Source organism: Roseovarius spongiae (assembly GCF_003651245.1).
In the GTDB taxonomy this organism is placed as follows: Bacteria; Pseudomonadota; Alphaproteobacteria; order Rhodobacterales; family Rhodobacteraceae; genus Roseovarius; species Roseovarius spongiae.
The window spans coordinates 623,041-648,402 of record NZ_RAPE01000002.1 but is presented as its reverse complement, the minus strand read 5'-3'; the positions used below and the strand labels follow the sequence as shown (position 1 = coordinate 648,402).

The following is a 25,362-nucleotide window of genomic DNA, read 5'->3' as shown; positions in this document are numbered from 1 at the left end:
CGGTTCAATCCCTGCAAGACACCGCAGAAACGAGGCCCGGACCAACCGGTCCCCGAACCAGACAAGGGAGTTTTTCCGTGAAATACACTGCTGCCACATCCGCGCTCGCGCTCGGCCTCACCCTCGCCGCCCCGGCGCTTGCCGAGGTCGAGAGCCAGGATCCGATCCGGCTCACCACGCATGACTGGACCGGCCAGATCGTCAACACCACGATCCTGGGCGAGATCCTCAAGAAGGCCGGCTACAACGTCGAGCTGGTGCAGGCCGACTACATCGCGCAGTTCGCCGGGCTCAAGACCGGCGATCTGCATGTCGCCACCGAGATTTGGGAAACCACCGGCCGCGAGGCCATGGACGAGGCGACCGCCACCGGCAATGTCGTCAACCTTGGCGAGTCAGGCATGAAGGCGATCGAGGAATGGTGGTATCCCGCCTACATGGAGGAACGCTGCCCCGGCCTGCCGGACTGGAAGGCGCTGAACGATTGCGCGCAGGAATTCGCCACGTCCGAGACCGCGCCGCTGGGCCGCTACCTGGGCGGGCCGGTCACCTGGGGCGGCTTTGACGAGGAGCGGGTCGAATCGCTGGGTCTCGATTTCGAAGTGGTTCACGCGGGCACCGACGCCGCGCTCTTCGCCGAGCTCGAATCGGCCTACCAGCGCGAGGCGCCGATCGTGCTGTGGATCTACTCTCCGCACTGGTCGACCGTGAAATACGACGGCAGCTACGTGGAGTTCCCGCCCTACACGCCGGAATGCTACGACGACCCAAGCTGGGGAACGAACCCCGACATGGCCTATGACTGCGCCAAGCCGACGGGGCCGATCTGGAAGGTCGCCTGGGCCGGGGTCGAGGAGAAGTGGCCCGGCGCCGCCGAGATCATCCGCAACTACACGCTCAGCAATGACGAGATGGGCGCGCTTGTCGCCGCGGTGGACCTTGACGGCGAATCGATCGAGGACGCCGCCGCCGGCTGGATGGAAGAGAACGCCGACAAGGTCGACGGCTGGATCAACTGACCTCTCCCGAGGACTGGGCGGGGGTTGCGGCCCCCGTCCCCTTTTCCCCGACACGCCACGCCCCTCATTCCCGCGGGCAAATCCGAGGTGCTCATGGATCGTCCGCAGAAAATGGTCTGCCGCAACGTCTGGAAACTTTACGGCCCGGACGCGAAGAGATTTCTTGAACAACACCCCGATCCCGCCCCCGAGACCCTGCGCGACGCCGGGATGATCGGCGCGGTGCAGGCCGCGAATGTCGAGATCCTCGAGGGCGAGATATTCGTCATCATGGGCCTGTCGGGTTCGGGCAAGTCCACGCTGGTGCGCTGCCTGTCGCGGCTGGTCGAACCCACGGGCGGCGAGATCGCGTTCGACGGCGAGGATCTGCTCGCCATGTCCGAGCGCGACCTGATCGCGCTGCGCCGCAAGAAGATCGGCATGGTGTTCCAGAACTTCGCCCTGCTGCCGCATCTCACGGTATTGCAGAACGTGGCCTTTCCGCTGGACGTGCAGGGCATGGCGCGGCGCGAGCGCGAGGCGCGCGCGCAAGAGATGATCGAGACCGTCGGCCTCAAGGGGCGCGAGGATTACTTTCCCCGTCAATTGTCCGGCGGGCAACAGCAGCGCGTCGGGATCGCCCGCTCGCTCGTGGTGGAGCCGGAGATCTGGTTCCTGGACGAGCCGTTCAGCGCGCTCGACCCGCTGATCCGGCGCGAGATGCAGGACGAATTCCTGCGCCTGCAGGGATTGCTGCACAAGACGATCGTCTTCATCACCCATGATTTCGACGAGGCGATCCGCCTTGCGGACCGGATCGCGGTGATGAAGGACGGGCGCATCGTGCAGACCGCAACGCCCGAAGAACTGGTGATGACCCCGGCGACCGATTACGTGGCCGAGTTCACCAAGCACATTCCGCGCGGCAAGGTGCTCAGCCTGCGCAGCGTCATGTCGCCGGGCGCCGGCGACGGCCCCTATGCAGGCGATCTGCGCGCCAGTGACCGGGTCGCGGACGTGGCGGACCGGATCGAGGCGGCGGATCGCCCACACCGCGTGCTGGACGAGGACGACACACCCATCGGCACGGTGGACGCGCGCGCGGTGATCGACGTGCTGATCGGACGGAACCGGGCGTGATCTGGCGCCGACTCATCCGGCCCGGCGCGCTTTTCTGGTGGGCGCTGCTGGCGGCGACATGGGCGCTCTCGACCTGGTCCTTCCAGCTTTACAAGGCGTTCGACGCGCGCTGGATCATCCGTTTCCCGAGCGGCTGGAAGCTGCCGATGGAAAGCTGGATCTCGGACGCGATGAAATGGCTGCTTGAGGATGCGACCTTCGGTCTGTTCACGTTTCGCGAACTGACGCGCTTCGTCTCGGCGGTGATCGAGGCGCCTTATGACCTCGTGCGCGCGGCGCTGGCGGACGGGTTCATGCAGGGCCAGGGCAGTTACGCGGTGGAAATCGCGCCGCCGCTCAGCTGGATCGCGGTGATCGCGATCATGGCGATCCTCGGGCGGGTGGCGCGCGACTGGCGGCTGGCGGCGCTGACGGGGGCGTGTTTCCTCTACCTCGCGGTGTTCGGCCAGTGGGACAGCGCGATGGTCACGCTCGCCTCGGTGATGATCGCGGTGCCGATCGGCGTGCTGGGGGGGCTGTTGCTCGGGATCGCGTCGTTCCGCTGGCCCTGGGTCGAGCGCGCGCTGCGCCCGCTGCTGGACTTGATGCAGACGGTGCCGGTCTTCGCCTATCTCGTGCCGGTGCTCTTTCTGTTCGGCTTCGGTCCCGTCGCCGCGCTGGTCGCGACGGTGGTCTACGCCATGCCGCCGATGGTGCGGGTGGCGACCGTGGCGTTGCAATCGGTGCCCGAGGAGGTGGTCGAGGCGGGCAAGATGGCCGGCTGCACGCGCCGCCAGATGATGTGGAAGGTGCTGATCCCCTCGGCCGCTCCGACGCTGATGGTGGGTGTGAACCAGGTGATCATGCTGACGCTCAACATGGTCATCATCGCGTCGATGATCGGCGCGGGCGGGCTTGGCTTTGACGTGCTGAGCGCGCTGCGCCGCCTCGATATCGGCGGCGGGATCGAGGCGGGGCTCGCCATCGTGGTGATGGCCATCGCGCTCGACCGGGTGAGCCAGGCGTTTTCGACCCGCCTGCCGTCGAAGGTGGCCGGGCAGGACGTGAACTTCGTGCGCCGCCACCCGTGGTTCGCGACCGCCTTCGCCATCATCGCGCTGACCTATATCGCCGGGCTGTTCCTGCCGCCGGTGCAGAGCTACCCGGAGGCGGCGACGCTCACCACCTCGGCCTTCTGGGAAGACGCGATGCGCTGGATCAACGTCAATTTCTACGACACGCTCGAGGCGATCAAGGACGTGTTCCTCACCACGCTCCTGCTGCCGGTCAAGCGCTTCTTCACCGGCATCCCCTGGGCCTGGGGGCTGATCGCGGTGAGCCTTGCGGCGGGGCGGATCGGCGGCTGGCGGCTGGGGCTGCTGGCGCTGCTGCTGACCGGGTTCATCATCGTCAACGGGCTTTGGGCCAAGGCGATGATCACCGTTTACCTCGTGGGCGTGTCGGTGCTGATCGCCTACGCCATCGGCGTGCCGCTGGGGATCTGGGCGGGGCAGAACGCGCGCGCGCATAAATGGGTCGGCGCGTTCATCGACACGCTCCAGACGCTGCCCAGCTTCGTCTACCTGATCCCGGTGGTGATGCTGTTCCGCGTCGGCGATTTCTCGGCGATGATCGCGGTCATCCTCTACGCGCTCGCGCCGGCGGTGCGCTATGCGGCGCATGGCATCCGCTCGATCGAGCCGCAGATGATCGAGGCGGGGCTCGTCTCGGGCTGCACGCGCCGCCAGATACTGTGGCGGATCAAGCTGCCGCTGGCCGCGCCGTCGCTTCTGCTGGGGCTGAACCAGACGATCATGCTGGCGATCTCGATGCTGGTCATCACCGCGCTGGTGGGCACCCGCGACCTTGGCCAGGAGGTCTATATCGCGCTCACCAAGGCCAATACCGGGCAGGGTATCGTGGCGGGGCTCAGCGTCGCCTTCATCGCGATCATCGCCGACCGCTGCGTCTCCGCGATGGCGCGCCAATCACGCGAAAGACTGGGACTGCAATGACACCTGATGACGCCATCCGCACCGCCCGCGCCCTGCCCTGCTGGTCCGCCCCGCCCGAGCAGGCCGAGCCGCTGGAGGGCGGGATCACCAATCACAACATCCGCGTGCGCGACGGGGGCCGCGACTATGTCGTGCGGCTGGGCGAGGACATCCCGGAACACGGCATCCTGCGCTGGCACGAACTGGCGCTGAGCCGCGCCGCCGCTGCCGCCGGGCTGTCGCCGCGCGTGCATCACGCGGGGCCGGGCGCGCTGGTGATCGGCTATGTCCCCTCCACCGCGCTGGCCGAGAACGACCTGCACGACGAGGCGACGCTGATGGCCGCGACCGACCTCATCGCGCGCGTCCACCGCGACATGCCGCGCCATCTGCGCGGCCCGGTCCTCGCCTTCTGGGTGTTTCACATCCTGCGCGACTACGCTCACACGCTGAGCGATCGCGGCTCGCGCCACGCGCCCGCCCTGCCCGACCTTCTGGAGCGCGCCGATGCGCTCGAACGGGCGGTGGGGCCGATCGACATGGTGCTGGGCCATAACGACCTGCTGCCCGCGAACCTGCTGCGGGCGCAGGATGGCGCGCTCTGGATCATCGACTGGGAATATGGCGGCTTCAATTCGCCGCTTTTCGACCTTGGCGGGCTGGCGAGCAACTGCGCGCTGCCCAAGGAGGCCGAGATCGCCATGCTCACCCGCTATTTCGGCGCGCCGCCCGATCCCGCGCGCTGGCGCGCCTACGAGGCGATGAAATGCGCCTCGCTCCTGCGGGAGACGATGTGGAGCATGGTGAGCGAGATCACCTCGACCCTCGACGTGGATTACGCCGCCTACACCGACAAGAACCTCGAGCGTTTCGAACGCGCCTTCGCCGCGTTCCGACAGGAGCCAGAACCATGAGTGACCTTCCGAAATCTGCACAGGCCGTCATCGTCGGCGGCGGCATCGTCGGCTGTTCGACCGCCTATCACCTGGCGCGGCTGGGCTGGGAGGTGGTCTTGGTCGAGCGCAAGAAGCTGACCTCGGGGACGACATTTCACGCCGCCGGGCTGGTCGGGCAATTAAGATCGTCCGCCAACATCACGCAATTGCTGGGCTATTCCGTTGATCTCTACAAGCGGCTGGAGGAGGAAACCGGCCAGGCGACGGGCTGGAAGATGAACGGCGGGCTGCGGCTTGCCTGTAACGCGGAACGCTGGACCGAGGTGAAGCGGCAGGCGACCACGGCGCATTCCTTCGGGCTCGAGATGGAGCTTCTGACGCCGAAGGAGGCGCAGGATCTGTGGCCGCTGATGAACGTGGATGACGTGGTCGGCGCGGCCTTCCTGCCGACGGACGGGCAGGCCAACCCCAGCGACATAACGCTGTCGCTCGCCCGGGGCGCGCGCATGGGCGGCGCGCAGATATTCGAGGACACGAAGGTCACCCGCGTGATCCTGGAGGACGGCGTGATCAAGGGGGTCGAGACCGACAGGGGGCGCATCGGCGCCCCGGTGGTGATCGCCTGCTGCGGGCAATGGACGCGGGATTTCGCGCGCGCGGTCGGGGTGAACGTGCCGCTCGTGTCGGTCGAGCATCAATACATGGTGACCGAGCCCATCGAGGGCGTGACCTCCGACATGCCCACGCTGCGCGATCCCGACCGGCTTACCTATTACAAGGAAGAGGTCGGCGGGCTGGTCATGGGCGGCTATGAGCCGAACCCGATCATGTGGGCCGAGGACGGCATCCCGAAGGATTTTCACTACACGCTTCTGGACAGCAATTTCGAGCATTTCGAACAGCTTATGGAGCTGTCTTTAGGCCGCGTTCCGGCGCTGGAGACTGCCGGGATCAAGACGCTCACCAACGGCCCCGAGAGTTTCACGCCGGACGGAAACTTCATCCTTGGCGAAGCGCCGGAACTGCGCAATTTCTTCGTCGGCGCGGGCTTCAACGCCTATGGCATCGCGGCGGGGGGCGGCGCGGGCATGGCGCTGGCCGAGTGGGTCGCCAATGGCGCGCCGCCCTATGACCTCTGGTCGGTGGACATCCGCCGCTTCGGGCGGCCGCATTTCGATGTGGACTGGGTGCGCGCGCGCACCGACGAGGCCTATGGCAAGCACTACACGATGGCCTGGCCGAGCGAGGAACACGACAGCGGCCGCCCCTGCCGCAAGTCGCCGCTTTATGACGCGCTGAAGGCCGATGGCGCGGTTTTTGGCGAGAAACTGGGCTGGGAGCGGCCGAACTGGTTCGCCGATCCGGAGGCGGGCGAGGAGCAGCGCGACATCTACACGTTCGGGCGACCCAACTGGTTTGACGCGGTGGCGCGCGAGCACAAGGCGGCGCGCGAGGCGGCGGTGCTGTTCGACCAGACCTCCTTCGCGAAATTCGTGCTCAAGGGGCCGGACGCGGAGGACGCGCTGGGATGGATCGCGGCGAATGACGTCAGCGGCCCCGTGGGTGCGCTGACATATACGCAGATGCTGAACGATAACGGGGGGATAGAATGCGATCTTACATGCGTCCGCACGGGCCGCGACGAATATTACATCGTCACGGGCACCGGTTACGCGACGCATGATTTCGACCATATCGCGCGCAACATCCCCGAGGGCATGAACGCGCAGCTTGTCGATGTGACATCGGCCAACGCGGTGCTGTCGCTGTTCGGCCCGCGCGCCCGCGACATCCTGCAATCCGTCACCCGCCACGACATGAGCAACGCCGCCTTTCCCTTTGGAACCGCGCAGGTAATCGGCATCGCGGGGTGCCCGGTGCGCGCCCTGCGCGTCACCTATGTCGGAGAGCTGGGCTGGGAGCTGCACCTGCCGGTCGAATACGCCACCACGGTTTACGCGGCGCTGCACGAGGCGGGCGCGGCGCATGGGCTGCGCAACGCGGGCTATCGCGCGATCGAGACGCTGCGGCTCGAGAAGGGATACCGCGCGTGGTCTTCGGACATCGGCCCGGACCACACCCCGGACGAGGCCGGGCTGGGCTGGGCGGTGAAACTGAAGAAGAACACCGATTTCAAGGGCCGCGCGGCGGTCGAGGCCCAGCGCGCCCGGGGCGTGACCAAGCGCATGACCACCTTCACCGCCGACCCGGACGTGATCCTGTCGGGGCGCGAGACGATCTACCGCGACGGCGAGCGGGTGGGCTGGCTGAGCTCGGCCGGGTTCGGACACACGATCGGGAAATCCATCGGCATGGGCTACGTGCGCAACCCGGAGGGGGTCAGCCGCGACTACGTGCTTGAGGGACGCTACGAGCTCGAAGTCGCGACGGACCGGGTGCCGGCAAAGGCGCATCTCGGGCCGCTCTACGACCCGAAGATGGAAAAGGTGAAGTGCTGAGATCAAAGGCCGGGGCGGCGCCCGGCCCTTGATTCGCGCTCAGTCGCTCGCGGCCTCGGCATCCTCGCCCTCCGCGGGCGGGGCGAGCGAGTAGAGATAGGCGTAGAGGTCGTGCGCGTCCTCTTCCTTGCGGACCTTGAAGGCCATCTTGCCGCGCGCCTTGTCGTCGTCAAGCATCTCGCGCAGCCAGCCGGTCGGGTCCTGGACGTAGCCGACGAACTCTTCCTCGTTCCAGTTGAGCCCCTGCTCGCCGAGTTTCTGCATCGACTTGCTGTATCTGAACCCTTCCTCGTGCGCGATGGGGCCGGTCGCGACGCCGTAGAGGTTCGGGCCGGTCCGGGCGTTGCGCCCGGCGAGCGTTTCGCCCTCGTCGGTCTTGACCACGTGGCAGGACGCGCATTGACGGAACGCCTTCTCCCCCGCCTCGATGTCGCCCTTGGGCGGCTGCATGGCGGCGGAGTCGGCATTGTCGCTTGCGGCATGGCCGGCGCTCGCCAGCATCAGCGTGGCGGCCGTCGCGGCGGCGGTTATGGCTAGCTTTTTCATTGTCTCTCCTCAGTCGTGATCTGGTCGGAGCCCCGAGCGTCAGCGGGCGCGTCGGCGCGCGCTCCCGGCCATCAAGTGTAGCACGGTAGCGCCTTGGCGGGCCAATTCCAGCGCCGGGGATCACATTTTCGCGACGCTTCATGCGGCGTTACGTCACATACGGTGCGGATGCAGCGCCGCCTCGCGCGGGTTGAGCCGGATCACCGCGAGGTTCAGCGCCCCCGCCAGGCTGAGCCAGCCGAGATAGGGCAGGAAGGCGAGCCCGGCCCAGAAATCCACGCGGAAATGCGCGATCAAAGCCCCCAGCACGGCGAGCCAGAGGATGCAAAGCACGAACAGCGCCGCCCGCATTCGCCGCAGCCCGAAGAACAGCGGCGTCCAGAGCGTGCTGAATCCGGCCTGCATCGCCCAGAACGCGAGCGCGAGGCCGCCGCCTTGGGTCGCGCCCGCCCGCGCCCCCGCGAAGGAGATGAGCAGGTAGATCGCGCTCCACGCCACCGGGAACGCCCAATCGGGCGGCGTCCAGTCCGGCTTGGTCAGCCGGGCGTACCAGTCGCCGGGCGGAAACAGCGCGCCGCCCGCCCCGGCCGCGCCGCAGGTGATCAGGAAGATGAAGAAAAGCGTCCAGTCCATCCGCGCCCCCGTCGCCATGGCCCGCCAAAGTGTAGGGAGATTGGCGGCAGGCGCAACCGCGGGCGCGCCCGCTCGGCCGTCCGGCGGCAGCGCGGAATGCGCGCGCATCTGCGCCCCGCGTTGGGCCGGGCATTGACCGGCGCCCGCGAAATGCGCGATATCGCCTGTCGGGCGCTTCGCGAAAGCATGGCCAGAGGGAGACCCGAAATGCCGTCATGGTCGCCCGGCGCGCGAATAACTCTGGCTTTTGCGGCCGGATAATTTTACCGTTTGATAAAAACAAGAAACCAGCGGAGAGGATTTTCCCGATGACCGAACAAAGCACCTTCACCCGGCGCCGTTTCCTGGGGGGCGCGGCCGCCATCGCCGTCGCCACGGCGTTTGGCCTGACGCCCGCGCGCCTGATGGCGGCGGAGCCGATCAAGGTCGCCGGCGTCTACACCGTGCCCGTGGAACAGCAATGGGTCAGCCGCATCCACAAGGCCGCGCTCGCCGCGCAGGACCGCGGCGAGATCGAGTATACGTTTTCCGAGAATGTCTCGAACACCGATTACGCCCGCGTGATGCGCGAATACGCCGAAAGCGGCAATCAGCTCATCATCGGCGAGGTCTTCGCCGTCGAGGACGAGGCGCGCGAGGTGGCGGCCGAGTATCCCGACATCGCCTTCCTCATGGGGTCGAGCTTCAAGGAGGACCCGTCGCTGCCGAATTTCGCGGTCTTCGACAACTACATTCAGGACGCCTCCTATCTCAGCGGCATCATCGCGGGCGCGATGACGGAGACCGGCAATATCGGCATGGTCGGCGGCTTCCCGATCCCCGAGGTCAACCGCCTGATGCACGCCTTCATGGCCGGCGTGCGCGAAACCCGGCCCGACGCCACCTTCCAGGTGAGCTTCATCGGCTCGTGGTTCGATCCGCCCAAGGCCAAGGAAACCGCCTTCGCGATGATCGAGAACGGCGCCGACCTGCTTTACGCCGAACGCTTCGGCGTGTCGGACGCGGCGCAGGAGAAGGGCGTGCTCGCCATCGGCAACGTGATCGACACGCAGGCGGATTACCCTGACACCGTGGTCGCCTCGGCGATCTGGCATTTCGAGCCGACGCTGGAACACGCGATCAAGATGGTCCGCGAGGGCAGCTTCGAGGCCGCCGACTACGGCGTCTATTCCTTCATGAAGGAAGGCGGAGCGACGTTGGCGCCGCTGGGCACGTTCGAGGGCAAGGCGCCCCAGGAGGCGCTGGACATGGTCGAGAAGCGCAGGAACGAGATCATGTCGGGAGATTTTGTCGTCGAGATCGACGATTCCGAGCCGAAATCGCAGTAGAAGTCCCGATATATGGCCGAAACCGAAGAGGCGCAGGTGGTCCTGCGCCTCGATTCCATCACCAAGACCTTTGGCGCGCTCACGGCGAATGACGCGGTGAGCCTCGCCTTGCGCGAGGGCGAGGTGATCGCCCTGCTTGGCGAGAACGGCGCCGGCAAGACGACCCTGATGAACATCCTGTTCGGCCAGTACACCGCTGACAGCGGCACGGTCGAGGTTTTTGGGCGCGCCCTGCCGCCGGGCAATCCGCGCGCCGCGCTCGATGCGGGCGTGGGCATGGTGCATCAGCATTTCACGCTGGCCGACAACATGACCGTGCTGGAGAACGTCACGCTGGGCACCCGCTCGCTCTGGTCGCCGCGGATGGATCGGGCCGCCGCGCGGGCGCGCATCGCAAAGCTGGCCGCGGATTTCAGGCTGGCGGTCGACCCGGACGCGCGCGTCGGCACGCTGAGCGTGGGCGAACGCCAGCGGGTCGAGATCCTGAAGGCGCTTTATCGCGACGCGCGCATCCTGATCCTTGATGAACCCACCGCCGTCCTGACCCCGCAGGAGACCGAGGATCTCTTCGCGACCTTGCGCAAGGCGGTGGCGCTGGGGCTGTCGATCGTCTTCATCTCGCACAAGCTGCACGAGGTGATGGCGATTTCGGACCGCGTCCTGATCCTGCGCCACGGGCGGCTGGTGCACGAGGGCGCGACGCGGGACACCGACCGGCACGCGCTCGCCGCGCTCATGGTGGGCAGCGAGGTCACGGCGCCTCGGGTCGCTTCGGGCACGCCCGGCCCGGCGCTTCTGTCGCTCGTGGATGTCGGCACGCCGGACGAAGGCGCGGCCCCCGGGCTGAAATCCCTCACGCTCACGCTGCGGGCGGGGCAGATTACCGGGCTTGCGGGGGTGTCGGGCAACGGACAGGCCGCCCTTGCCGACCTCATTGGCGGCATGCGCGCGCCGGCCTCGGGCACGCTCGCGCTCGGGGATACGCCCCCTGCCCGCTGGAGCCCGCGCGCCGCCGTGCATGGCGGGATCGCACGTATTCCCGAGGACCGGCACAAGACCGGCACGGTCGCCGATTTCGACCTGACCGAGAACGCCATCCTCGAACGTTACATGGACGCGCCCTACAGCACGCGCGGGTGGATGCACTGGCCACAGGCCGAGGCGGCGACGCGCGGCATCATCGACAAGTACGACGTGCGCTGCCCCGGCCCCGGCACGCGGATCCGGTTGCTGTCCGGCGGGAACATGCAGAAACTGATCCTTGGCCGCGTGCTCGAGGCCGGGCCGCGCATCATCCTCGCCAACCAGCCGGTGCGGGGGCTGGACATCGGGGCGGTCAACTACGTGCATGAGCAGTTGCTGGCCGCGCGCGACGGCGGCGCGGCGGTGCTGCTCATCTCCGAAGACCTGGATGAGATCATGGCCTTGTCGGACGTCATTCACGTCATTTCCGAGGGCCGCCTGTCGCCGCCTTTCGCGCGCGGCAGCATGACGCCGGCGGAACTGGGCGTGTGGATGGCCGGGCACGGGTTCGAGGAGGAGCGCGCCCATGCGTCTTGAACCGATCGCCGCGCCGTCGCTTGCCCGCACCTTTACCCCGCCCGCGCTGGCGCTGATCGCGACGGTGGTGATCGCGTCGCTGCTGGCGATGATCGCCGGGGCCAACCCGTTCGGCGTGCTGGGGCTGATCGTCAAGGGCGCGGCGGGCAGCACCTTCGCGCTGCTGGAGACCTTGAACCGCGCGACGCCGCTGATCTTCACCGGCCTCGCCGTCGCCGTCGCCTTCCGCGCGCGGCTGTGGAATATCGGGGCCGAGGCGCAGCTCTACGCCGGGGCGCTGGTCGTCGCCGTGCTGGGAACCGGGTTGCTCGGCTGGCCGTCGGGCGTGCTGTTGCCGGCGCTTGCGATCCTCGCGATGATCGCGGGCGCGCTGGTGCTGCTGGTCCCGGCGCTGCTCAAGGTGCGCTTTGGCGTCGACGAGGTGGTGACGACGCTGCTTCTCAACTTCATCTTCCTGCTGTTCGTCTCCATGCTGCTCGAGGGGCCGCTCAAGGACCCGATGGGCATGGGCTGGCCCAAGTCCCCCCGCCTCATCCCCGAGGCGCGGCTGCCGCGCATGGTGGACGGTCTGCGGCTGCACTGGGGGTTCGGGCTGGCGCTGATCTCGGCGGTGCTGGTCTGGGTCGTGCAGGCGCGCACGACGCTGGGCTATGAAATGCGCGCCGTCGGCCTCAACCGCGAGGCGGCGCGTTTCGCGGGCATCCCGGTGAACGCGGTGCTGATCAAGACGGCGCTTTTGTCAGGCGGCCTCGCCGCGCTGGCGGGGTATTCCGAGGTTGCGGGGCTCAAGGGGAACCTCACGCTCGATCTTTCGCCGGGCTTTGGCTACACCGGCATCATCGTGGCGATGCTGGCGCTGCTCAATCCGCTGGCGGTGGTGGCCGCGGCGCTGTTCGTCGCGGGCGTCTTTGTCGGCGCGGATTCGATGTCCCGCGCGGTCGGCGTGCCGACCTACCTGGCCGACATCATGCTGGCGACCGCGCTGCTTCTGATGGTGGTGGCGATCCTGCTGACGCGGTTCCGGGTGGTGCGGGAATGATCGACCTCATCGACATCATCCTCTCGGCCTCGTTCTGGACCGCCGCGATCCGCATCGCCTCGCCGCTGATCTTCGCCACGCTGGGGGAACTCATCTGCGAGCGCGCGGGCGTGCTCAACCTCGGGATCGAGGGGATCATGGTCGCGGGCGCCTTCGCGGGCTGGATGGCGGTCTATTCCGGGCTCGACCTGTGGTCGGGGGTGGCGGTGGCCTTTTTCGTCGGCGTGTGTTTCGGGCTGATCCACTCGCTGCTGACGGTGCCCTTCGGGCTGTCGCAGCACGTTGTGGGGCTTGGCGTCACGCTCCTGGCGACGTCGCTTACCTACTACGCCTACCGCCTGGCGCTGCCCGAGGTCACGACGCCGCCAAAGATCGAGGCGTTTCAGCCATACCAGGTGCCGGTGCTGTCCGACATTCCGCTGATCGGGCCGGCGCTGTTCGCGCAGACGCCGCTGACCTACCTCGCCTTCGCGCTGGCGGGCGTGGTGGCGCTGGTGCTATACCGCACGCCGCTGGGCCTCGCCTTGCGCGCGGCGGGCGAGAACCCCGGCGCGGTCGCGGCGCAGGGGCTGTCGGTGAACGGCATCCGCATGGGCGCGGTGATGGTGGGCAGCGGCCTGATGGCGGTGGGCGGCGCGTTCCTGACCATGTCGGCGTTTGATTCCTTCTTCTTCGAGATGGTGAACGGGCGGGGCTGGATCTGCATCGCGCTGGTCGTGTTCGGGGCGTGGAAGCCGGGCAAGGCGCTTTTGGGCGCGATCCTGTTCGCCGCCTTCGACGCGCTGCAGATCCGCATGCAGCAGACCCCGATCGGGGCGGTGATCCCCTACCAGGTGTTCCTGATGACGCCCTACATCCTGTCGATCCTCGCGCTGGTCGTCATGTCGCGCCGCGCCGAAATTCCCGCGGCGCTGATGGTGCCGTGGAACAAGGGAGAACGCTGATGTTCGACATAATCGTCAAGGGCGGCGCGCTGCCTGATGGAAGCATCGCCGACATAGGCATCAAGGGCGACCGCATCGCCGCCATCGAGGCCCTGGGCGACGCCGAGGCGGGCGAGGTGATCGACGCGAGCGGCGATCTCGTGTCGCCGCCCTTCGTGGATCCGCATTTCCACCTCGACGCGACGCTGAGCTACGGCCAGCCGCGCATCAACGCCTCGGGCACGCTGCTCGAGGGCATCGCGCTCTGGGGCGAGCTGAAGCAGGTGACCACCGAGGAGGAGATGATCGACCGGGCGCTCACCTACTGCGACTGGGCCGCCTCGATGGGGCTGCTGGCGATCCGCAGTCATGTCGACACCTGCGACGACAGTCTCAAGGGCGTGCGCGCCATGCTGGCGGTGCGCGAGACGGTGAAGGATTACATCGATCTGCAACTCGTGGCCTTCCCGCAGGACGGGTTCTACCGCGACCCGACGGCGCGCGCGAACACGCTTGCGGCGCTCGACATGGGGCTCGACGTGGTCGGCGGCATCCCGCATTTCGAACGCTCCATGCAGGATGGCGCCGAAAGCGTGCGCGAGCTCTGCCGCATCGCCGCCGAGCGCGGCCTGCGCATCGACCTGCATTGCGACGAAAGCGACGACCCGATGAGCCGCCATATCGAGACGCTGGCGCAGGAGGTGACGCGCCACGGCCTTGCGGGGCGCGCGACGGGCAGTCATCTGACCTCCATGCATTCGATGGACAACTACTATGTCTCGAAACTGCTGCCGCTCATCGCCGAGGCGGGCATCGCGGCGATCCCGAACCCGCTCATCAACATCATGATTCAGGGCCGGCACGACACCTTCCCCAAGCGCCGCGGCCTCACCCGCGTGAAGGAAATGCAGGCGCATGGGATCACCGTCGGCTGGGGGCAGGATTGCGTGCGCGATCCGTGGTACAGCCTCGGGACCGGAGACATGCTCGACGTGGCGTTCATGGGGATGCACGTCGCGCAGATGAGCAGCCCCGAGGAGATGGCGCGCTGCTTCGACATGGTGACCAACCAGAACGCCGCGATCTTGGGGCTCGCCGATTACGGCCTGCACGTCGGCGCGACCGCCTCGCTCGTGGTGCTCGACGCCGCCGACCCGATCGAGGCGCTGCGCCTGCGCGCCGCCCGCCTCGCGGTGATCTCGAAGGGCCGGGTGATCGCGCGCAGCCCGCGCATGGACGCGGCGCTGTCGCTGCCCGGGCGCCCCGCCACGATCCGCCGCCGTCACGCCCCGGGCTGATCCGCTTCCTTCTTCTTGCGGGCAAGTATCCCGGACGGAGGGGGCGGCGCCCCTGTCGGACGCCCCGGGCGGGGAGCGCCGATCCGGCAGAACTCTGGCCTCCGGTGTCGCATTCGGTATAGGACAGGCGTTCGCAACCTGCGACAAGGTGGCGAACCGCGCGAAAAGGGGGAGTCCATGTTCCTATCGGTCTTCGACATGTTCAAGGTGGGCATCGGCCCGTCCTCGTCGCACACGATGGGGCCGATGGTCGCCGCCGGGCGCTTCCTTGACGCGATGCGCGCCGCGCCCTTCGCGCCGCACGGGGTGCGCGCCACGCTGCATGGCAGCCTCGCCTTCACCGGGGTGGGCCATGCGACGGACCGCGCGACGATCCTCGGCCTTGCCGGGTTCCTGCCCGAGACCTACGATCAGGCCGCCGCCGAAGAGACGCTGAACCAGATCCGCGAAACCCATACGCTGCGCCCCGGAGGGCTGCCGGAACTGGCGTTCCATCCCAAGGACGACATGGTCTTCGATTTCGGCCCCAACCTGCCGGGCCACGCCAACGGCATGATCCTGCGCGCCACCGACGCGCAGGGCGACGTGATCCTGAGCGAGACCTATTATTCCATCGGCGGCGGCTTCGTGATGACCGAAGCGGAGCTGGCCGCCGGGCGCAACACCGAGGAGGGCGCGCCGGTCCCCTACCCGTTCAAATCCGCCGCCGAGATGCTGGAGATGGCCGAGACCTCGGGCAAGTCCATCGCGCAGATGAAGAAGGCCAACGAGATCTCGCGCAACGGCGAGGTGCATCTCGCCAGCGGGGTGAAACGCATCTGGCAGGTGATGAACGACTGCATCGAGCGCGGCATGGCCGCCGACGGCACCCTGCCCGGCGGGTTGAACGTCCGCCGCCGCGCCAAGGGCATCCGCGAGCGCCTGCTGGCCGAGCGCGGCACCAACCTCAACGCGCCGCACAAGATCAACGATTGGATGTGCGTCTACGCGATGGCGGTGAACGAGGAAAACGCCGCCGGCGGACAGGTCGTCACCGCCCCCACCAACGGCGCGGCGGGCGTGGTGCCGGCGGTGATCCGCTACTGGCTCGACCATGTGCCGGGGGCGACCGAGGCGCAGATCGAGGACTTCCTGCTCACCGCCGCCGCGATCGGCGGGCTGGTCAAGTGGAACGCCTCGATCTCGGGCGCCGAGGCCGGGTGCCAGGCCGAGGTCGGCAGCGCCGCGGCGATGGGCGCCGCCGGGCTGGCGGCGGTGCTGGGCGGCACGCCCGCGCAGATCGAGAACGCGGCCGAAATCGCGCTCGAACATCACCTCGGGATGACCTGCGATCCGGTAAAGGGGCTGGTGCAGGTGCCCTGCATCGAGCGCAACGGGCTGGGCGCGATCAAGGCGGTGAGCGCCGCGAGCCTCGCGCTGCGCGGCGACGGCACGCATCTGGTGCCGCTGGACGCCTGCATCGAGACGATGCGCCAGACCGGCGAGGACATGAGCGAGAAATACAAGGAAACCTCGCTCGGCGGGCTCGCCGTCAACATTCCCAACTGCTGATGCAGGGGGACCGTCCCGGGCTGGCCGTCGCGCTGATGGTGTGCTTTGCGCTGATAGCGCCGACGATGGACAGTTTCGCCAAGCTGATCGGCGACGCGCTTGGCGTCGGGCAGGTCGCGGTGGCGCGCTTCGCCGCGCAGGCGGCGCTGATGCTGCCGCTGGCCGCGCTGATGGGCCGGCTGCACGCGCCGGAATGGCGCGAGAGCGGGCTGCACCTGCTGCGCGCGGCGCTGCTGCTGGTGGCCACGGCGTTCTTCTTCCAGGCGTTGCAGACGCTGCCCATCGCGGACGCGCTGGCGATCTTCTTCGTGGAGCCCTTCATCCTCACACTGCTGGGCGCGATGCTGCTCAAGGAACCGATCGGGCCGCGGCGCTACATCGCCTGCACGGTGGGATTCGCCGGGGCGCTGCTCATCATTCAGCCGTCATTCGCGGCCTCGGGGCCGGTGGCGCTGCTGCCGCTGGGCACGGCGCTGCTGTTCGCGTTCTACATGATCCTCACACGGCGCATGGCGACGCGGATGCACCCGATCACGCTTCAGGCCTATACCGGGCTGGCGGCGGTGGCGCTCGGCGCGCCGGTGCTCTGGGCGTTCGACGGCTCGGGCGTGGTGCCGCTCGACCCGGCATGGCCGGATGCGCGAAACGCCGTTTTCCTTGTCGGGGTGGGAGTTTGCGCGACGCTGAGCCATGTCTGCCTCAGCTTCGCGCTGCGTTGCGCGCCGGCCTCGGTTCTGGCGCCGTTCCAGTATCTCGAGATCGTGGGCGCGACGCTCATGGGCTACTGGGTCTTCGGCGACCTGCCGAACGCGATGAGCGCCGCCGGAATCGCGCTGATCGTGGCCTCGGGCCTCTACGTCTTCCTGCGCGAGCGCCACCTGAGCCGCCGGCCTGTTCCCGCGCCCTGAGCCTACCAACGCGCCGGCGTGGCCAGCAGCGCCGCCGTCGCCGTGCGCAGATGCGCGCGCGGCAGCATCATCAGCATCTTGGGCGCGGTCAGCGTGAGGTCCACAGGCCCGGTCGCGCGGTTCGACGTGCCGATCTGCCCGTCCGGCGTGAAGGTCAGCCCGTCGATCGGCCAGTGCAGCCCTTCCGAGCGCCCCTCGACCGCGCCCATCGGAAAGAGCGAGACCGGGCAGCCCGGCTCGAGCGTGAGCGACAGGCTCGGCGGTGCGAGGAAGGTCACGTCGCGCGGGCCCAGCAGCAGGCAGCGCCGACCGGGGCGGCGCACCAGCGCGTTGCACGCGGCCAGCTGGTGGTCGAACCGCGCGCCGCAAAAGCCGACGCCGATCACCAGCGGCGCCTCGATATGGCGCAGCGCCTTGTCGAAATCGGTGGTGTCCTGCTCGGGTATCTCGTGCACCTGCGCCGCCGGAATGCGGGCGCGCGCCGCTGGCGCGAGCGAATCGAGATCGCCGAACACCGCCTCGGGCGTGACCCCCTGGGCCAGCGCGGCCTCCGCGCCGCTGTCTGCGGCCACGACGCGCGGCGCCAGCGCGCGCGCCGCCGCGAGGTCGTCGCAACCGACGGCGCCGCCACCGATCAGCGTCACTGGTTCGCTGGCGTGAACAATCATCGACTTCCCTCCGGATTAAGGGTGTTTCAGGAAACAGAACACATTCCCGACATGAAATGATACGCTGAACATCCCAGATTCGGGCCCCTTTCGACGCGGCACGCATGGTAAATAACAGGATCGCAGGCAAAGCAAAGCGAGCACCAAATGGTTAGCACAAGCAAGATCCTTACCGTTTCCTATGGCACTTTCTCGTGCACGCTGGAAGGATTCGACGATTCCTTCGATACGATGAAGGCCATCGCCGAATATTTCCGCGACCTGGCCGCCGACGATCGCTATTTCGGGGCCGAACCGCCCACGCCGGACGCCGAAATGCTGGCCCGCATCGCCGAGCGCGAAATTTCCAGCCGCGTCGAGGCGCATGAGCGGGACGGCGGGATCGTGCTGCGCGCCGGCGCGCTCAGCGACATGTCCGCCCCCGCCGAAAGCGACGAGGGCGCGGATCGCCCTGCCGCGTCGTCTGCTCGCGACGCGGCAGGGCCCCGTGCGGAGCCTGCCGCCCCCGCGCCGCAGGACGACGCCGAGGCCGAGCCGGTCGAGGCGCCCGTGCGCCGCCCCGCCATCGAGAGCGAAAGCGTCGCCGACAAGCTGCGCCGCATCCGCGCCGTGGCCAGCCCCGCGGGAAGCGCGTGGGAGCCGTCGCAATACGGCTATACCGAGGATGAGCACGCCCAGGATTTCCTCGGCGCGACCGCCGCCGATCTCGACGCGGCGCTTGCCGAGGACGATGCGAACGAACCGGAAGCCGCCCCGCAGGATCCAGAGCAGGAAACCGGCGACAGTGATGACGGCGCGGCGGAAAACATCGCCGCGATCGTTTCCGAACCGGAGGAAGAGGACGCCCCGGCCCTTGCCGAACCCGACGCCCCGACCGAAGACGCGCAGGACGACGGGTTTCTCGCCGTGGTGAGCGAAGAGGCGAGCGAAGACGCCGCCGCGCCCGCCGAGGAGCCGCTGGCGGAAGAAACCGCCGAAGCGCCGGCGCCGGAACAGCCCGCGACAGACGCGCCCGAGAGCGCCGCTGAAACGCAGCAGGCGCGGGACGAGGCGGCGGATGAGGCCGAATCGATCTTTGCCGAAACCGGCGAGGAGGAAGACGAAGACGACGCGGACGACGAGATGCTCGGCGCGCTCCTCGCGGACACGCCCGATGAAACCCCGCAGGACCTTGGCGCGCTCATCACTGATGAAGCCGACGACGGCGAGGCCGGAGCGGTCGCGCAGGACGACGAGGACGCCTTGGACGAGGACACGCCCGCCGCGGACGCGCCCGCCGAGGACACGCTCGCGCAGCTGATGGCCGACGCGATGCGCGACGACGCCGAGAGCCCGGCCACGGAGGCGGAAGCAGAGGCAGAACCCGCGCCGGAGGCCGGCGCCGCGACCGAAGCTGTGGACAAGCGCCCGCTCGAGGCGCGCGTGGTCAAGGTCAAGCGCAACGTGATCGACGCCGCGCTCGCGGATGGCGTGCTGGAAGCCGCCGAAGACGACGCGCCGGAGGCAACCGACGGGGACCGCCCCGAGCACACCCCGCTCAGCGCCGAGGACGAGGCCGACCTGCAACGGGAGCTGGCCGAGGTCGAGGCTGAACTGATCAAGGCGCGGGACAAGGAGGCGGCCGCGACCGCCGGGCGCGAGGACGCCCCCGAGCAGGACGAAACCGCCGCCGACCAACCCCCTGCCACCGACGCCGAAGAGGACAAGCCCAAGCGCGCCGAACTGCTCGCCCCGATCGCGGCGGACGACCAGGCGCCGCGCATGTTCGACGAGGCCGACTCCCAACTCGAGGAGCCCGAGTCGAACGAGCGCCGCAACGCGATCCAGCACCTGCGCGCCGCCGTCGCCGCGACCAAGGCCGAACGCGAGATGGGCGGAGAGATCGTCGACGACGTCGACGATCAGCCCTACCGGCTCGACCTCGAGAGCGCGGTGCGCCCGCGCCGCCCGCAACTGCGCGACGGGGTCGGAACCGCCCGCCCGCACCGCTCCGAGCGCCCGGCCCAGGACCGCGCCGCCCCGCTGAAACTGGTCGCCGAACAGCGTATCGACCAGCCTGCCGGTCCGGTCCGCCCGCGCCGCATCAGCCGCGCCGACCTCAAACCCGCCGAGCGTCCCGCGCAGGCGCAAGATGGCGAAACTTCGCTCGGGGACACGGGCTTTTCCGCCTTTGCCAAGGAAATGGGCGCGCATGACCTCACCGAGCTGCTCGAGGCCGCCGCCGCCTACATGGCCGATGTCGAGGGGCGCAGCGAATTCTCGCGCCCGATGCTGATGCACAAGCTGAAGGAAGCGAGCGCAGCGGAGTTCTCGCGCGAGGAAGGGCTGCGCTCGTTCGGCAAGCTCTTGCGCGCGGGCAAGCTGCAAAAGCTCAAGGGCGGGCGTTTCTCGGTGACCGACGACACCGATTTCCGCCCCAAGGCCCGCGCGACCGGCTGATCCGCCGGCCCGGCCGCGCGATCAACGCCCCCACTGCTCCCCCGGCGTGGGTTTTCGCGCGCCTTTCGCCGTCCCCCCCCTTTGCAAACGGCTACGGGGCCCCTATATTCGATGTGTCCCTTCGGGGACTATGGACATAAACGCGCTCGTAATAAGCGGATCGGACCCGGGGGCGGTACCCGGCGGCTCCACCAACATCCTTCATTTGGGGATCATGGGGCCGAAACAGGATCGACGAACGTCTAAAGGGGTTAGCTTTGTCCCGGCTGTCTGCCACCGTCATCGGCGAAAACAGTACAATTGCAAATGACAATCGTGCTCCGGTTGCTCTGGCTGCGTAAGCAGTCCGAAAAACCGAAAACTTAAGTCCTTGCCTCTAGCCAGGTAAGGCGGGGTTCGCAGGCGCCTGGCAACAGAAGCCTGCACTTTCCTCCCTTCCCTCACCGCCCCGTCGCATTCCGCGCCCCCGACGCCGGGTATGATGAACGCATGACCCGAAGTCACTCCTAGCCGCAGGCCCGTCCGCGCGCGGCGCCCGCGCGCCGTCCCGAGGCGGCGGCGCCCCTTTTATCTCCCTCAGAATCACCTATGCTGAAAGCAGGCATTGGAGAGCGCGCATGTCTCGGACGATCGACTACGGAAACCTGATGCACAAGGCCATGCGGGGCCTCATCCAGGAGGTTCTGGGCGAGGTCCGCGACCATGGGCTGCCGGGCGCGCACCACTTCTTCATCACCTTCGACACCACCCACGCCGACGCCCGTCTCGCCGACTGGCTGAAGGAACGCTATCCGACCGAAATGACCGTGGTCATGCAGCACTGGTACGACGATCTCGAAGTCGGCGCGGACGGATTCGGCGTGACGCTCAATTTCGGGGACGCGCCCGAGCATCTGTGGGTGCCCTACGACGCGATCCAGACCTTCGTCGACCCCTCGGTCGAATTCGGCCTGCGCTTCGAGACGCAGGAAGACGAGTCGGAGATCGAGGACGCGGATGAGCCGGCGAGCGAGGAACAGCCCAAGCCCGACGCCGAGATCGTCAGCCTCGACAAGTTCCGCAAGTAGCCCGCGCGCGCGCATCCTTGCACTTGCCGCCGCAGGCGGTATGACGTGGGCCACCCACCCAGAGGAGAGCCCGCACATGACCGCGACCCGCACCGAAACCGACAGCTTCGGCCCGCTCGAAGTGCCCGCCGACAAGTACTGGGGCGCGCAGACGCAGCGCAGCCTGATGAATTTCCCCATCGGCTGGGAACGCCAGCCCGTCGCCGTCGTGCGCGCCCTGGGCGTCATCAAGAAGGCCTGCGCGCAGGCCAACATGGAGCTCGGCAAGCTCGACGAGGAACGCGGCAAGGCCATCGTGCAGGCCGCCGGCGAGGTGATCGAGGGCGCGCTTGACGACAACTTTCCGCTGGTGGTCTGGCAGACCGGATCGGGCACGCAGTCCAACATGAACGCCAACGAGGTGATCGCCAACCGCGCGATCGAGATCATGGGCGGCGAGATCGGCTCGAAGGATCCGGTGCATCCCAACGATCACTGCAACATGGGTCAGTCGAGCAACGACACCTTCCCCACGGCCATGCATATCGCCACTGCCATGACCGCGCGCGACGTCACGCTGCCGGGGCTGGAAAAGCTGCACGCGGCGCTGTCCAGGAAGGTCGATGAATGGGCGGAGATCATCAAGATCGGGCGCACCCACACGCAGGACGCCACGCCGCTCACGCTGGGGCAGGAATTCTCGGGCTACGCCCACCAGGTCGCGATGGGGATCGAGCGCGTCAAGGGCGCGCTGGGGCGCATCTATGAACTGGCCCAGGGCGGCACGGCTGTCGGCACCGGGCTCAACACCGTGAAGGGTTGGGACAGGATGGTCGCGGCCAACATGGCCGAGATCACCGGCCTGCCCTTCGTCACCGCCCCCAACAAGTTCGAGGCGCTCGCCGCCCATGACGCGATGGTCGAGATATCCGGCGCGCTGCGCGTGGTCGCGGCGTCGCTTTTCAAGATCGCCAACGACATCCGTTTCCTCGGCTCCGGCCCCCGCTGCGGGCTGGGCGAGCTGATCCTGCCCGAGAACGAGCCGGGCAGTTCGATCATGCCGGGCAAGGTGAACCCGACCCAATGCGAGGCGCTCACCCAGGTCTGCGCGCATGTCATGGGCAACGACGCCGCCGTCGGCTTCGCCGGAAGCCAGGGCCAGTTCGAGCTCAACGTGTTCAAGCCGATGATGGCCTATAACGTGCTGCAATCCATGCAGTTGCTGGGCGACGCGGCCTCGGCCTTCACCGACAACCTTGTCGACGGGTTGAAAGCCGACGAGGCCCGCATCGACAAGCTGATGCGCGAATCGCTGATGCTGGTCACCGCGCTCGCCCCCGAGATCGGGTACGACAACGCCACCAAGGTTGCCAAGACCGCCCACAGGAACGGCACCACGCTCAAGCAGGAGGCGGTCTCGATGGGGTTCGTGGACGAGGACACGTTCGAGCGCATCGTGCGCCCCGAGAAGATGATCGGCCCGAAGTGAGCGCGCCGGTCAATCTGAACAAGGCGCGCAAGGCCCGCGCCCGCGCCGCGCAAAAGACCCGCGCGGACGAGAACGCGATCGTCTTCGGGCGGCCGAAGGCCGAGAAAGCGGCGCAGAAGACCCGCGCCGACAAGGCCGCCCGCGATCTCGAGGCGCACAAGCGCGAGAGGTGACCATGACGCGGCGGCCGGTCAAACGCTCTCTCACGCTCAGCGGTCACCGCACCAGCGTGACGCTGGAAGAGGAGTTCTGGCAGGCGTTCCGCGCCATCGCCGCCGAACGCGCGCAGCCGGTCAACCGGCTCGCCGCCGAGATCGACGCAGAGCGCGGCCCCGACCTCGGGCTCGCCTCTGCGATCCGCCTCTACGTGCTGCGCCACTACCGGCGCGCCGCCGCCCGCTGAGCGGCCGCGCGATGGACATTCCGCGCGCGCGCCGTCACTCTGCCCGCGAAACGCCCCCGCCCGAAAGGCCCGCCCGCCCGTGACCGCCCTCACCCTCGCCAAGCCCGACGACATCGACCGGCTGATCCCGCTGGTCACCGCCTTTCAGACCGAAGAGGGCATCGCCCCCGACGAATCGCGGCTGCGCGAGGCGATCAAACCGCTGCTGGCCGGCTCGCCGCACGGGGCGGTCTACCTCGTCGGGCCGGTGCGCGCGCCGATCGGCTACGCGGTGGTCTGCTTCGGCTGGTCGCTGGAATTCGGCGGGCTCGACGGGTTCCTCGACGAAATCTACATCCGCCCCGGCGTGCGCGGGCGCGGCATCGGCACGGAGATCCTAGGCGCGCTGCCCAAGGCGCTGGCGGGCGCCGGCCTCAAGGCGCTGCATCTCGAGGTGCGCCGCGACAACGCCCGCGCGCGCGCGCTATATGAGAAACTGCGCTTTGAGCCGCGCGAACACAACATGCTGATGACGCGCCGCTTCTGAGCGAAAGCCGCCCCCGCGCTTCTCCGGGTGCAAATACCCGATGGCGGGGCGCTGGAAATCGGCGGGCCGCGCGCCTAGATTCCCCTCATGACCCTCGCCATTCCTTTCGACAACAGCTATGCGCGCCTGCCAAGCGCGTTTCACACCCGGATCGATCCGGCGCCGGTGCGCGCGCCGAAACTCATCCGTTTCAATGCGCCGCTCGCGGAAGAGCTTGGCTTTGAGCCCGCCGACGCGGACACCCTGGCCGAGATCTTTTCGGGCAACCGCCCGCCCGACGGGGCCACGCCGATCGCGCAGGCCTATGCGGGCCACCAGTTCGGCGGCTTCAGCCCCTCGCTGGGCGACGGGCGCGCGAACCTTCTGGGCGAGGTGGTGGACCGGCAGGGGAGGCGCCGCGACATTCAGCTCAAGGGCTCGGGCCCCACGCCCTACAGCCGCATGGGCGATGGGCGCGCCTGGCTGGGCCCGGTGCTGCGCGAATACGTGGTGAGCGAGGCGATGCACGCGCTCGGCGTCCCGACCACCCGCGCGCTCGCCGCCGTGGCCAGCGGTGAGCCGGTCTGGCGCGAAAGCGGCGCGCTGCCCGGCGCGGTTCTGACCCGCGTGGCGGCGAGCCATATCCGCGTCGGCACCTTTGAGTATTTCGCGGCGCGGCGCGACCGCGAGGCGCTGCAAGCGCTCTACGACTACACGCGCGCGCGTCATGACCCCGACGCCGCCGATCCGGGCGCCTTCCTGCGCGCGGTGGCCGGGCGTCAGGCGCGGCTTGTCGCGCAATGGCTGTCGGTCGGCTTCATCCACGGGGTGATGAACACCGACAACACCACCATCTCGGGCCAGACGATCGATTACGGTCCCTGCGCCTTCATGGATGTCTATCACCCGCAGACGGTGTTCAGCTCGATCGACGCGCATGGGCGCTACGCCTATGACAACCAGGCCAACGTGATCGTGTGGAACCTCGCGCAGCTGGCCACCTGCCTCGTGCCGCTCATGCCCGACCAGGAGGCGGCGGTCGAGGAGTTCACCGCCGCCGTGCACGCCGTTCCGGGCATGGTGGACGCCGAATGGCTGCGCCTTTTCGGGCGCAAGATCGGCATCGAAGAGGCGGGCGAGGAGGATCGTGCGCTGATCAGCGAACTGCTTGACCTGATGACGGCGGGGCGGGCGGATTTCACCAACACCTTCCGCAACCTCGCGTCCGAAGACGCGCGCGATCAGTTTCTCGACCCGGCGAAGTTCGATCCCTGGCAAGAGCGTTGGCGCGCGCGCGTGGCGTCCGAGAAAGGCTGGCGGGCGCGGATGGACGCCGCCAATCCGGCCTTCATCCCGCGCAACCACCGCGTCGAGGAAATGATCGCCGCCGCGGTCGAGGGCGATTACGCGCCGTTTGAGCGGCTGCTCGACGTGCTCGCGCGCCCCTACGAGGATCAGCCCGAGGCGGCGGATCTCGCGCGTCCGCCCGCGCCGTCGGAAGTGGTGCGCCAGACTTTCTGCGGCACCTGACGCAGGCGGGGCGTTCCCCTGCCCCAATCG

At 68.2% G+C, this 25,362-nt stretch carries 22 protein-coding genes and 1 other RNA gene; 20 read left to right on the top strand and 3 right to left on the bottom strand.

Features of this window, described 5'->3' with window-relative positions; translation table 11 throughout:
* Positions 1 to 77: 77 nt before the first annotated feature.
* The 5 genes from D6850_RS09840 (at position 78) to D6850_RS09820 (ending at position 7,466) form a co-directional block, all read left to right on the top strand.
* A complete protein-coding gene (locus D6850_RS09840; RefSeq protein WP_245964145.1) occupies positions 78 to 1,019 on the top strand; it encodes an ABC transporter substrate-binding protein in 942 nt (313 codons plus the stop codon).
* A gap of 93 nt (positions 1,020 to 1,112) precedes the next feature.
* Positions 1,113 to 2,138: a quaternary amine ABC transporter ATP-binding protein gene (locus D6850_RS09835; RefSeq protein ID WP_121166303.1), complete on the top strand. Its 1,026-nt coding sequence runs from the start codon at positions 1,113 to 1,115 to the stop codon at positions 2,136 to 2,138.
* On the top strand, positions 2,135 to 4,132 hold the full coding sequence (locus D6850_RS09830) for an ABC transporter permease (RefSeq protein ID WP_121166301.1): 1,998 nt from the start codon (positions 2,135 to 2,137) through the stop codon (positions 4,130 to 4,132). Before D6850_RS09835 ends, D6850_RS09830 begins: the two co-directional genes overlap by 4 nt.
* Positions 4,129 to 5,025, top strand: a complete 897-nt coding sequence (locus D6850_RS09825; RefSeq protein ID WP_121166299.1) for a phosphotransferase — start codon at positions 4,129 to 4,131, stop codon at positions 5,023 to 5,025. The genes D6850_RS09830 and D6850_RS09825 overlap by 4 nt, the downstream gene beginning before the upstream one ends.
* Entirely contained in the window at positions 5,022 to 7,466 is a 2,445-nt protein-coding gene (locus D6850_RS09820; RefSeq protein WP_121166297.1) for a GcvT family protein, read from the top strand. The genes D6850_RS09825 and D6850_RS09820 overlap by 4 nt, the downstream gene beginning before the upstream one ends.
* A 39-nt stretch (positions 7,467 to 7,505) precedes the next feature.
* On the opposite strand, the gene D6850_RS09815 is transcribed toward D6850_RS09820, so the two are convergent.
* Both D6850_RS09815 and tspO read right to left on the bottom strand, forming a co-directional pair.
* Positions 7,506 to 8,012, bottom strand: coding sequence for a c-type cytochrome (locus D6850_RS09815; protein WP_121166295.1), 507 nt, complete (start codon positions 8,010 to 8,012; stop codon positions 7,506 to 7,508).
* 153 nt (positions 8,013 to 8,165) lie between these two features.
* Entirely contained in the window at positions 8,166 to 8,645 is a 480-nt protein-coding gene (gene tspO / locus D6850_RS09810) for a tryptophan-rich sensory protein TspO (protein ID WP_121166293.1), read from the bottom strand.
* Positions 8,646 to 8,953: 308 nt separating this feature from the next.
* Between tspO and D6850_RS09805 the strand changes: the two genes are divergently transcribed.
* The 7 genes from D6850_RS09805 to D6850_RS09775 all read left to right on the top strand — a co-directional run bounded on the left by D6850_RS09805 (position 8,954) and on the right by D6850_RS09775 (position 17,252).
* Entirely contained in the window at positions 8,954 to 9,973 is a 1,020-nt protein-coding gene (locus tag D6850_RS09805; RefSeq protein WP_121166291.1) for a BMP family protein, read from the top strand.
* Positions 9,974 to 9,985: 12 nt separating this feature from the next.
* Positions 9,986 to 11,533, top strand: a complete 1,548-nt coding sequence (locus D6850_RS09800; protein WP_121166289.1) for an ABC transporter ATP-binding protein — start codon at positions 9,986 to 9,988, stop codon at positions 11,531 to 11,533.
* Positions 11,523 to 12,572, top strand: a complete 1,050-nt coding sequence (locus tag D6850_RS09795; RefSeq protein ID WP_121166287.1) for an ABC transporter permease — start codon at positions 11,523 to 11,525, stop codon at positions 12,570 to 12,572. Before D6850_RS09800 ends, D6850_RS09795 begins: the two co-directional genes overlap by 11 nt.
* Positions 12,572 to 13,516, top strand: coding sequence for an ABC transporter permease (locus tag D6850_RS09790; RefSeq protein ID WP_121166917.1), 945 nt, complete (start codon positions 12,572 to 12,574; stop codon positions 13,514 to 13,516). The genes D6850_RS09795 and D6850_RS09790 overlap by 1 nt, the downstream gene beginning before the upstream one ends.
* Positions 13,516 to 14,793 (top strand): amidohydrolase family protein, encoded by a 1,278-nt coding sequence (locus tag D6850_RS09785; RefSeq protein WP_121166285.1) that lies wholly within the window; start codon positions 13,516 to 13,518, stop codon positions 14,791 to 14,793. Before D6850_RS09790 ends, D6850_RS09785 begins: the two co-directional genes overlap by 1 nt.
* Before the next feature lie 177 nt (positions 14,794 to 14,970).
* Positions 14,971 to 16,344: an L-serine ammonia-lyase gene (locus D6850_RS09780; protein WP_121166283.1), complete on the top strand. Its 1,374-nt coding sequence runs from the start codon at positions 14,971 to 14,973 to the stop codon at positions 16,342 to 16,344.
* A complete protein-coding gene (locus D6850_RS09775) occupies positions 16,344 to 17,252 on the top strand; it encodes a DMT family transporter (protein WP_121166281.1) in 909 nt (302 codons plus the stop codon). Before D6850_RS09780 ends, D6850_RS09775 begins: the two co-directional genes overlap by 1 nt.
* Before the next feature lie 2 nt (positions 17,253 to 17,254).
* On the opposite strand, the gene D6850_RS09770 is transcribed toward D6850_RS09775, so the two are convergent.
* Positions 17,255 to 17,920: a thiamine diphosphokinase gene (locus tag D6850_RS09770; RefSeq protein ID WP_121166279.1), complete on the bottom strand. Its 666-nt coding sequence runs from the start codon at positions 17,918 to 17,920 to the stop codon at positions 17,255 to 17,257.
* 147 nt (positions 17,921 to 18,067) lie between these two features.
* Here D6850_RS09770 and D6850_RS09765 point away from each other — a divergent pair, with 147 nt between their 5' ends.
* The 8 genes from D6850_RS09765 (at position 18,068) to D6850_RS09730 (ending at position 25,332) form a co-directional block, all read left to right on the top strand.
* Complete coding sequence (locus tag D6850_RS09765; protein ID WP_121166277.1) at positions 18,068 to 20,359, top strand: hypothetical protein; 2,292 nt, start codon at positions 18,068 to 18,070, stop codon at positions 20,357 to 20,359.
* A 76-nt stretch (positions 20,360 to 20,435) separates the two neighbouring features.
* Positions 20,436 to 20,786: a transfer-messenger RNA gene (gene ssrA, locus D6850_RS09760) on the top strand.
* Between the two features lie 190 nt (positions 20,787 to 20,976).
* Entirely contained in the window at positions 20,977 to 21,426 is a 450-nt protein-coding gene (locus D6850_RS09755; protein WP_121166275.1) for an SspB family protein, read from the top strand.
* 76 nt (positions 21,427 to 21,502) lie between these two features.
* Entirely contained in the window at positions 21,503 to 22,894 is a 1,392-nt protein-coding gene (fumC, locus tag D6850_RS09750; RefSeq protein ID WP_121166273.1) for a class II fumarate hydratase, read from the top strand.
* A complete protein-coding gene (locus tag D6850_RS09745) occupies positions 22,891 to 23,067 on the top strand; it encodes a DUF4169 family protein (protein WP_121166271.1) in 177 nt (58 codons plus the stop codon). The genes fumC and D6850_RS09745 overlap by 4 nt, the downstream gene beginning before the upstream one ends.
* A gap of 2 nt (positions 23,068 to 23,069) precedes the next feature.
* On the top strand, positions 23,070 to 23,297 hold the full coding sequence (locus D6850_RS09740) for a ribbon-helix-helix domain-containing protein (protein WP_121166269.1): 228 nt from the start codon (positions 23,070 to 23,072) through the stop codon (positions 23,295 to 23,297).
* A gap of 79 nt (positions 23,298 to 23,376) precedes the next feature.
* The gene (locus D6850_RS09735) at positions 23,377 to 23,823 is read left to right on the top strand and encodes a GNAT family N-acetyltransferase (RefSeq protein ID WP_121166267.1); all 447 of its coding nucleotides are present in this window, start codon (positions 23,377 to 23,379) and stop codon (positions 23,821 to 23,823) included.
* A gap of 87 nt (positions 23,824 to 23,910) precedes the next feature.
* On the top strand, positions 23,911 to 25,332 hold the full coding sequence (locus tag D6850_RS09730) for a protein adenylyltransferase SelO (RefSeq protein WP_121166265.1): 1,422 nt from the start codon (positions 23,911 to 23,913) through the stop codon (positions 25,330 to 25,332).
* Positions 25,333 to 25,362 lie beyond the last annotated feature (30 nt).

Bases quoted from the DNA above. Each gene is read 5' to 3' on its own strand.
- D6850_RS09785 (WP_121166285.1), top strand. From the start codon at position 13,516: ATGTTCGACATAATCGTCAAGGGCGGCGCGCTGCCTGATGGAAGCATC.
- D6850_RS09820 (WP_121166297.1), top strand. From the start codon at position 5,022: ATGAGTGACCTTCCGAAATCTGCACAGGCCGTCATCGTCGGCGGCGGC.
- D6850_RS09765 (WP_121166277.1), top strand. From the start codon at position 18,068: ATGGTTAGCACAAGCAAGATCCTTACCGTTTCCTATGGCACTTTCTCG.
- D6850_RS09795 (WP_121166287.1), top strand. From the start codon at position 11,523: ATGCGTCTTGAACCGATCGCCGCGCCGTCGCTTGCCCGCACCTTTACC.
- D6850_RS09755 (WP_121166275.1), top strand. From the start codon at position 20,977: ATGTCTCGGACGATCGACTACGGAAACCTGATGCACAAGGCCATGCGG.
- D6850_RS09780 (WP_121166283.1), top strand. From the start codon at position 14,971: ATGTTCCTATCGGTCTTCGACATGTTCAAGGTGGGCATCGGCCCGTCC.
- D6850_RS09805 (WP_121166291.1), top strand. From the start codon at position 8,954: ATGACCGAACAAAGCACCTTCACCCGGCGCCGTTTCCTGGGGGGCGCG.
- D6850_RS09730 (WP_121166265.1), top strand. From the start codon at position 23,911: ATGACCCTCGCCATTCCTTTCGACAACAGCTATGCGCGCCTGCCAAGC.
- D6850_RS09825 (WP_121166299.1), top strand. From the start codon at position 4,129: ATGACACCTGATGACGCCATCCGCACCGCCCGCGCCCTGCCCTGCTGG.
- D6850_RS09740 (WP_121166269.1), top strand. From the start codon at position 23,070: ATGACGCGGCGGCCGGTCAAACGCTCTCTCACGCTCAGCGGTCACCGC.
- D6850_RS09775 (WP_121166281.1), top strand. From the start codon at position 16,344: ATGCAGGGGGACCGTCCCGGGCTGGCCGTCGCGCTGATGGTGTGCTTT.
- tspO (WP_121166293.1), bottom strand. From the start codon at position 8,645: ATGGACTGGACGCTTTTCTTCATCTTCCTGATCACCTGCGGCGCGGCC.
- fumC (WP_121166273.1), top strand. From the start codon at position 21,503: ATGACCGCGACCCGCACCGAAACCGACAGCTTCGGCCCGCTCGAAGTG.
- D6850_RS09770 (WP_121166279.1), bottom strand. From the start codon at position 17,920: ATGATTGTTCACGCCAGCGAACCAGTGACGCTGATCGGTGGCGGCGCC.
- D6850_RS09800 (WP_121166289.1), top strand. From the start codon at position 9,986: ATGGCCGAAACCGAAGAGGCGCAGGTGGTCCTGCGCCTCGATTCCATC.
- D6850_RS09835 (WP_121166303.1), top strand. From the start codon at position 1,113: ATGGATCGTCCGCAGAAAATGGTCTGCCGCAACGTCTGGAAACTTTAC.
- D6850_RS09815 (WP_121166295.1), bottom strand. From the start codon at position 8,012: ATGAAAAAGCTAGCCATAACCGCCGCCGCGACGGCCGCCACGCTGATG.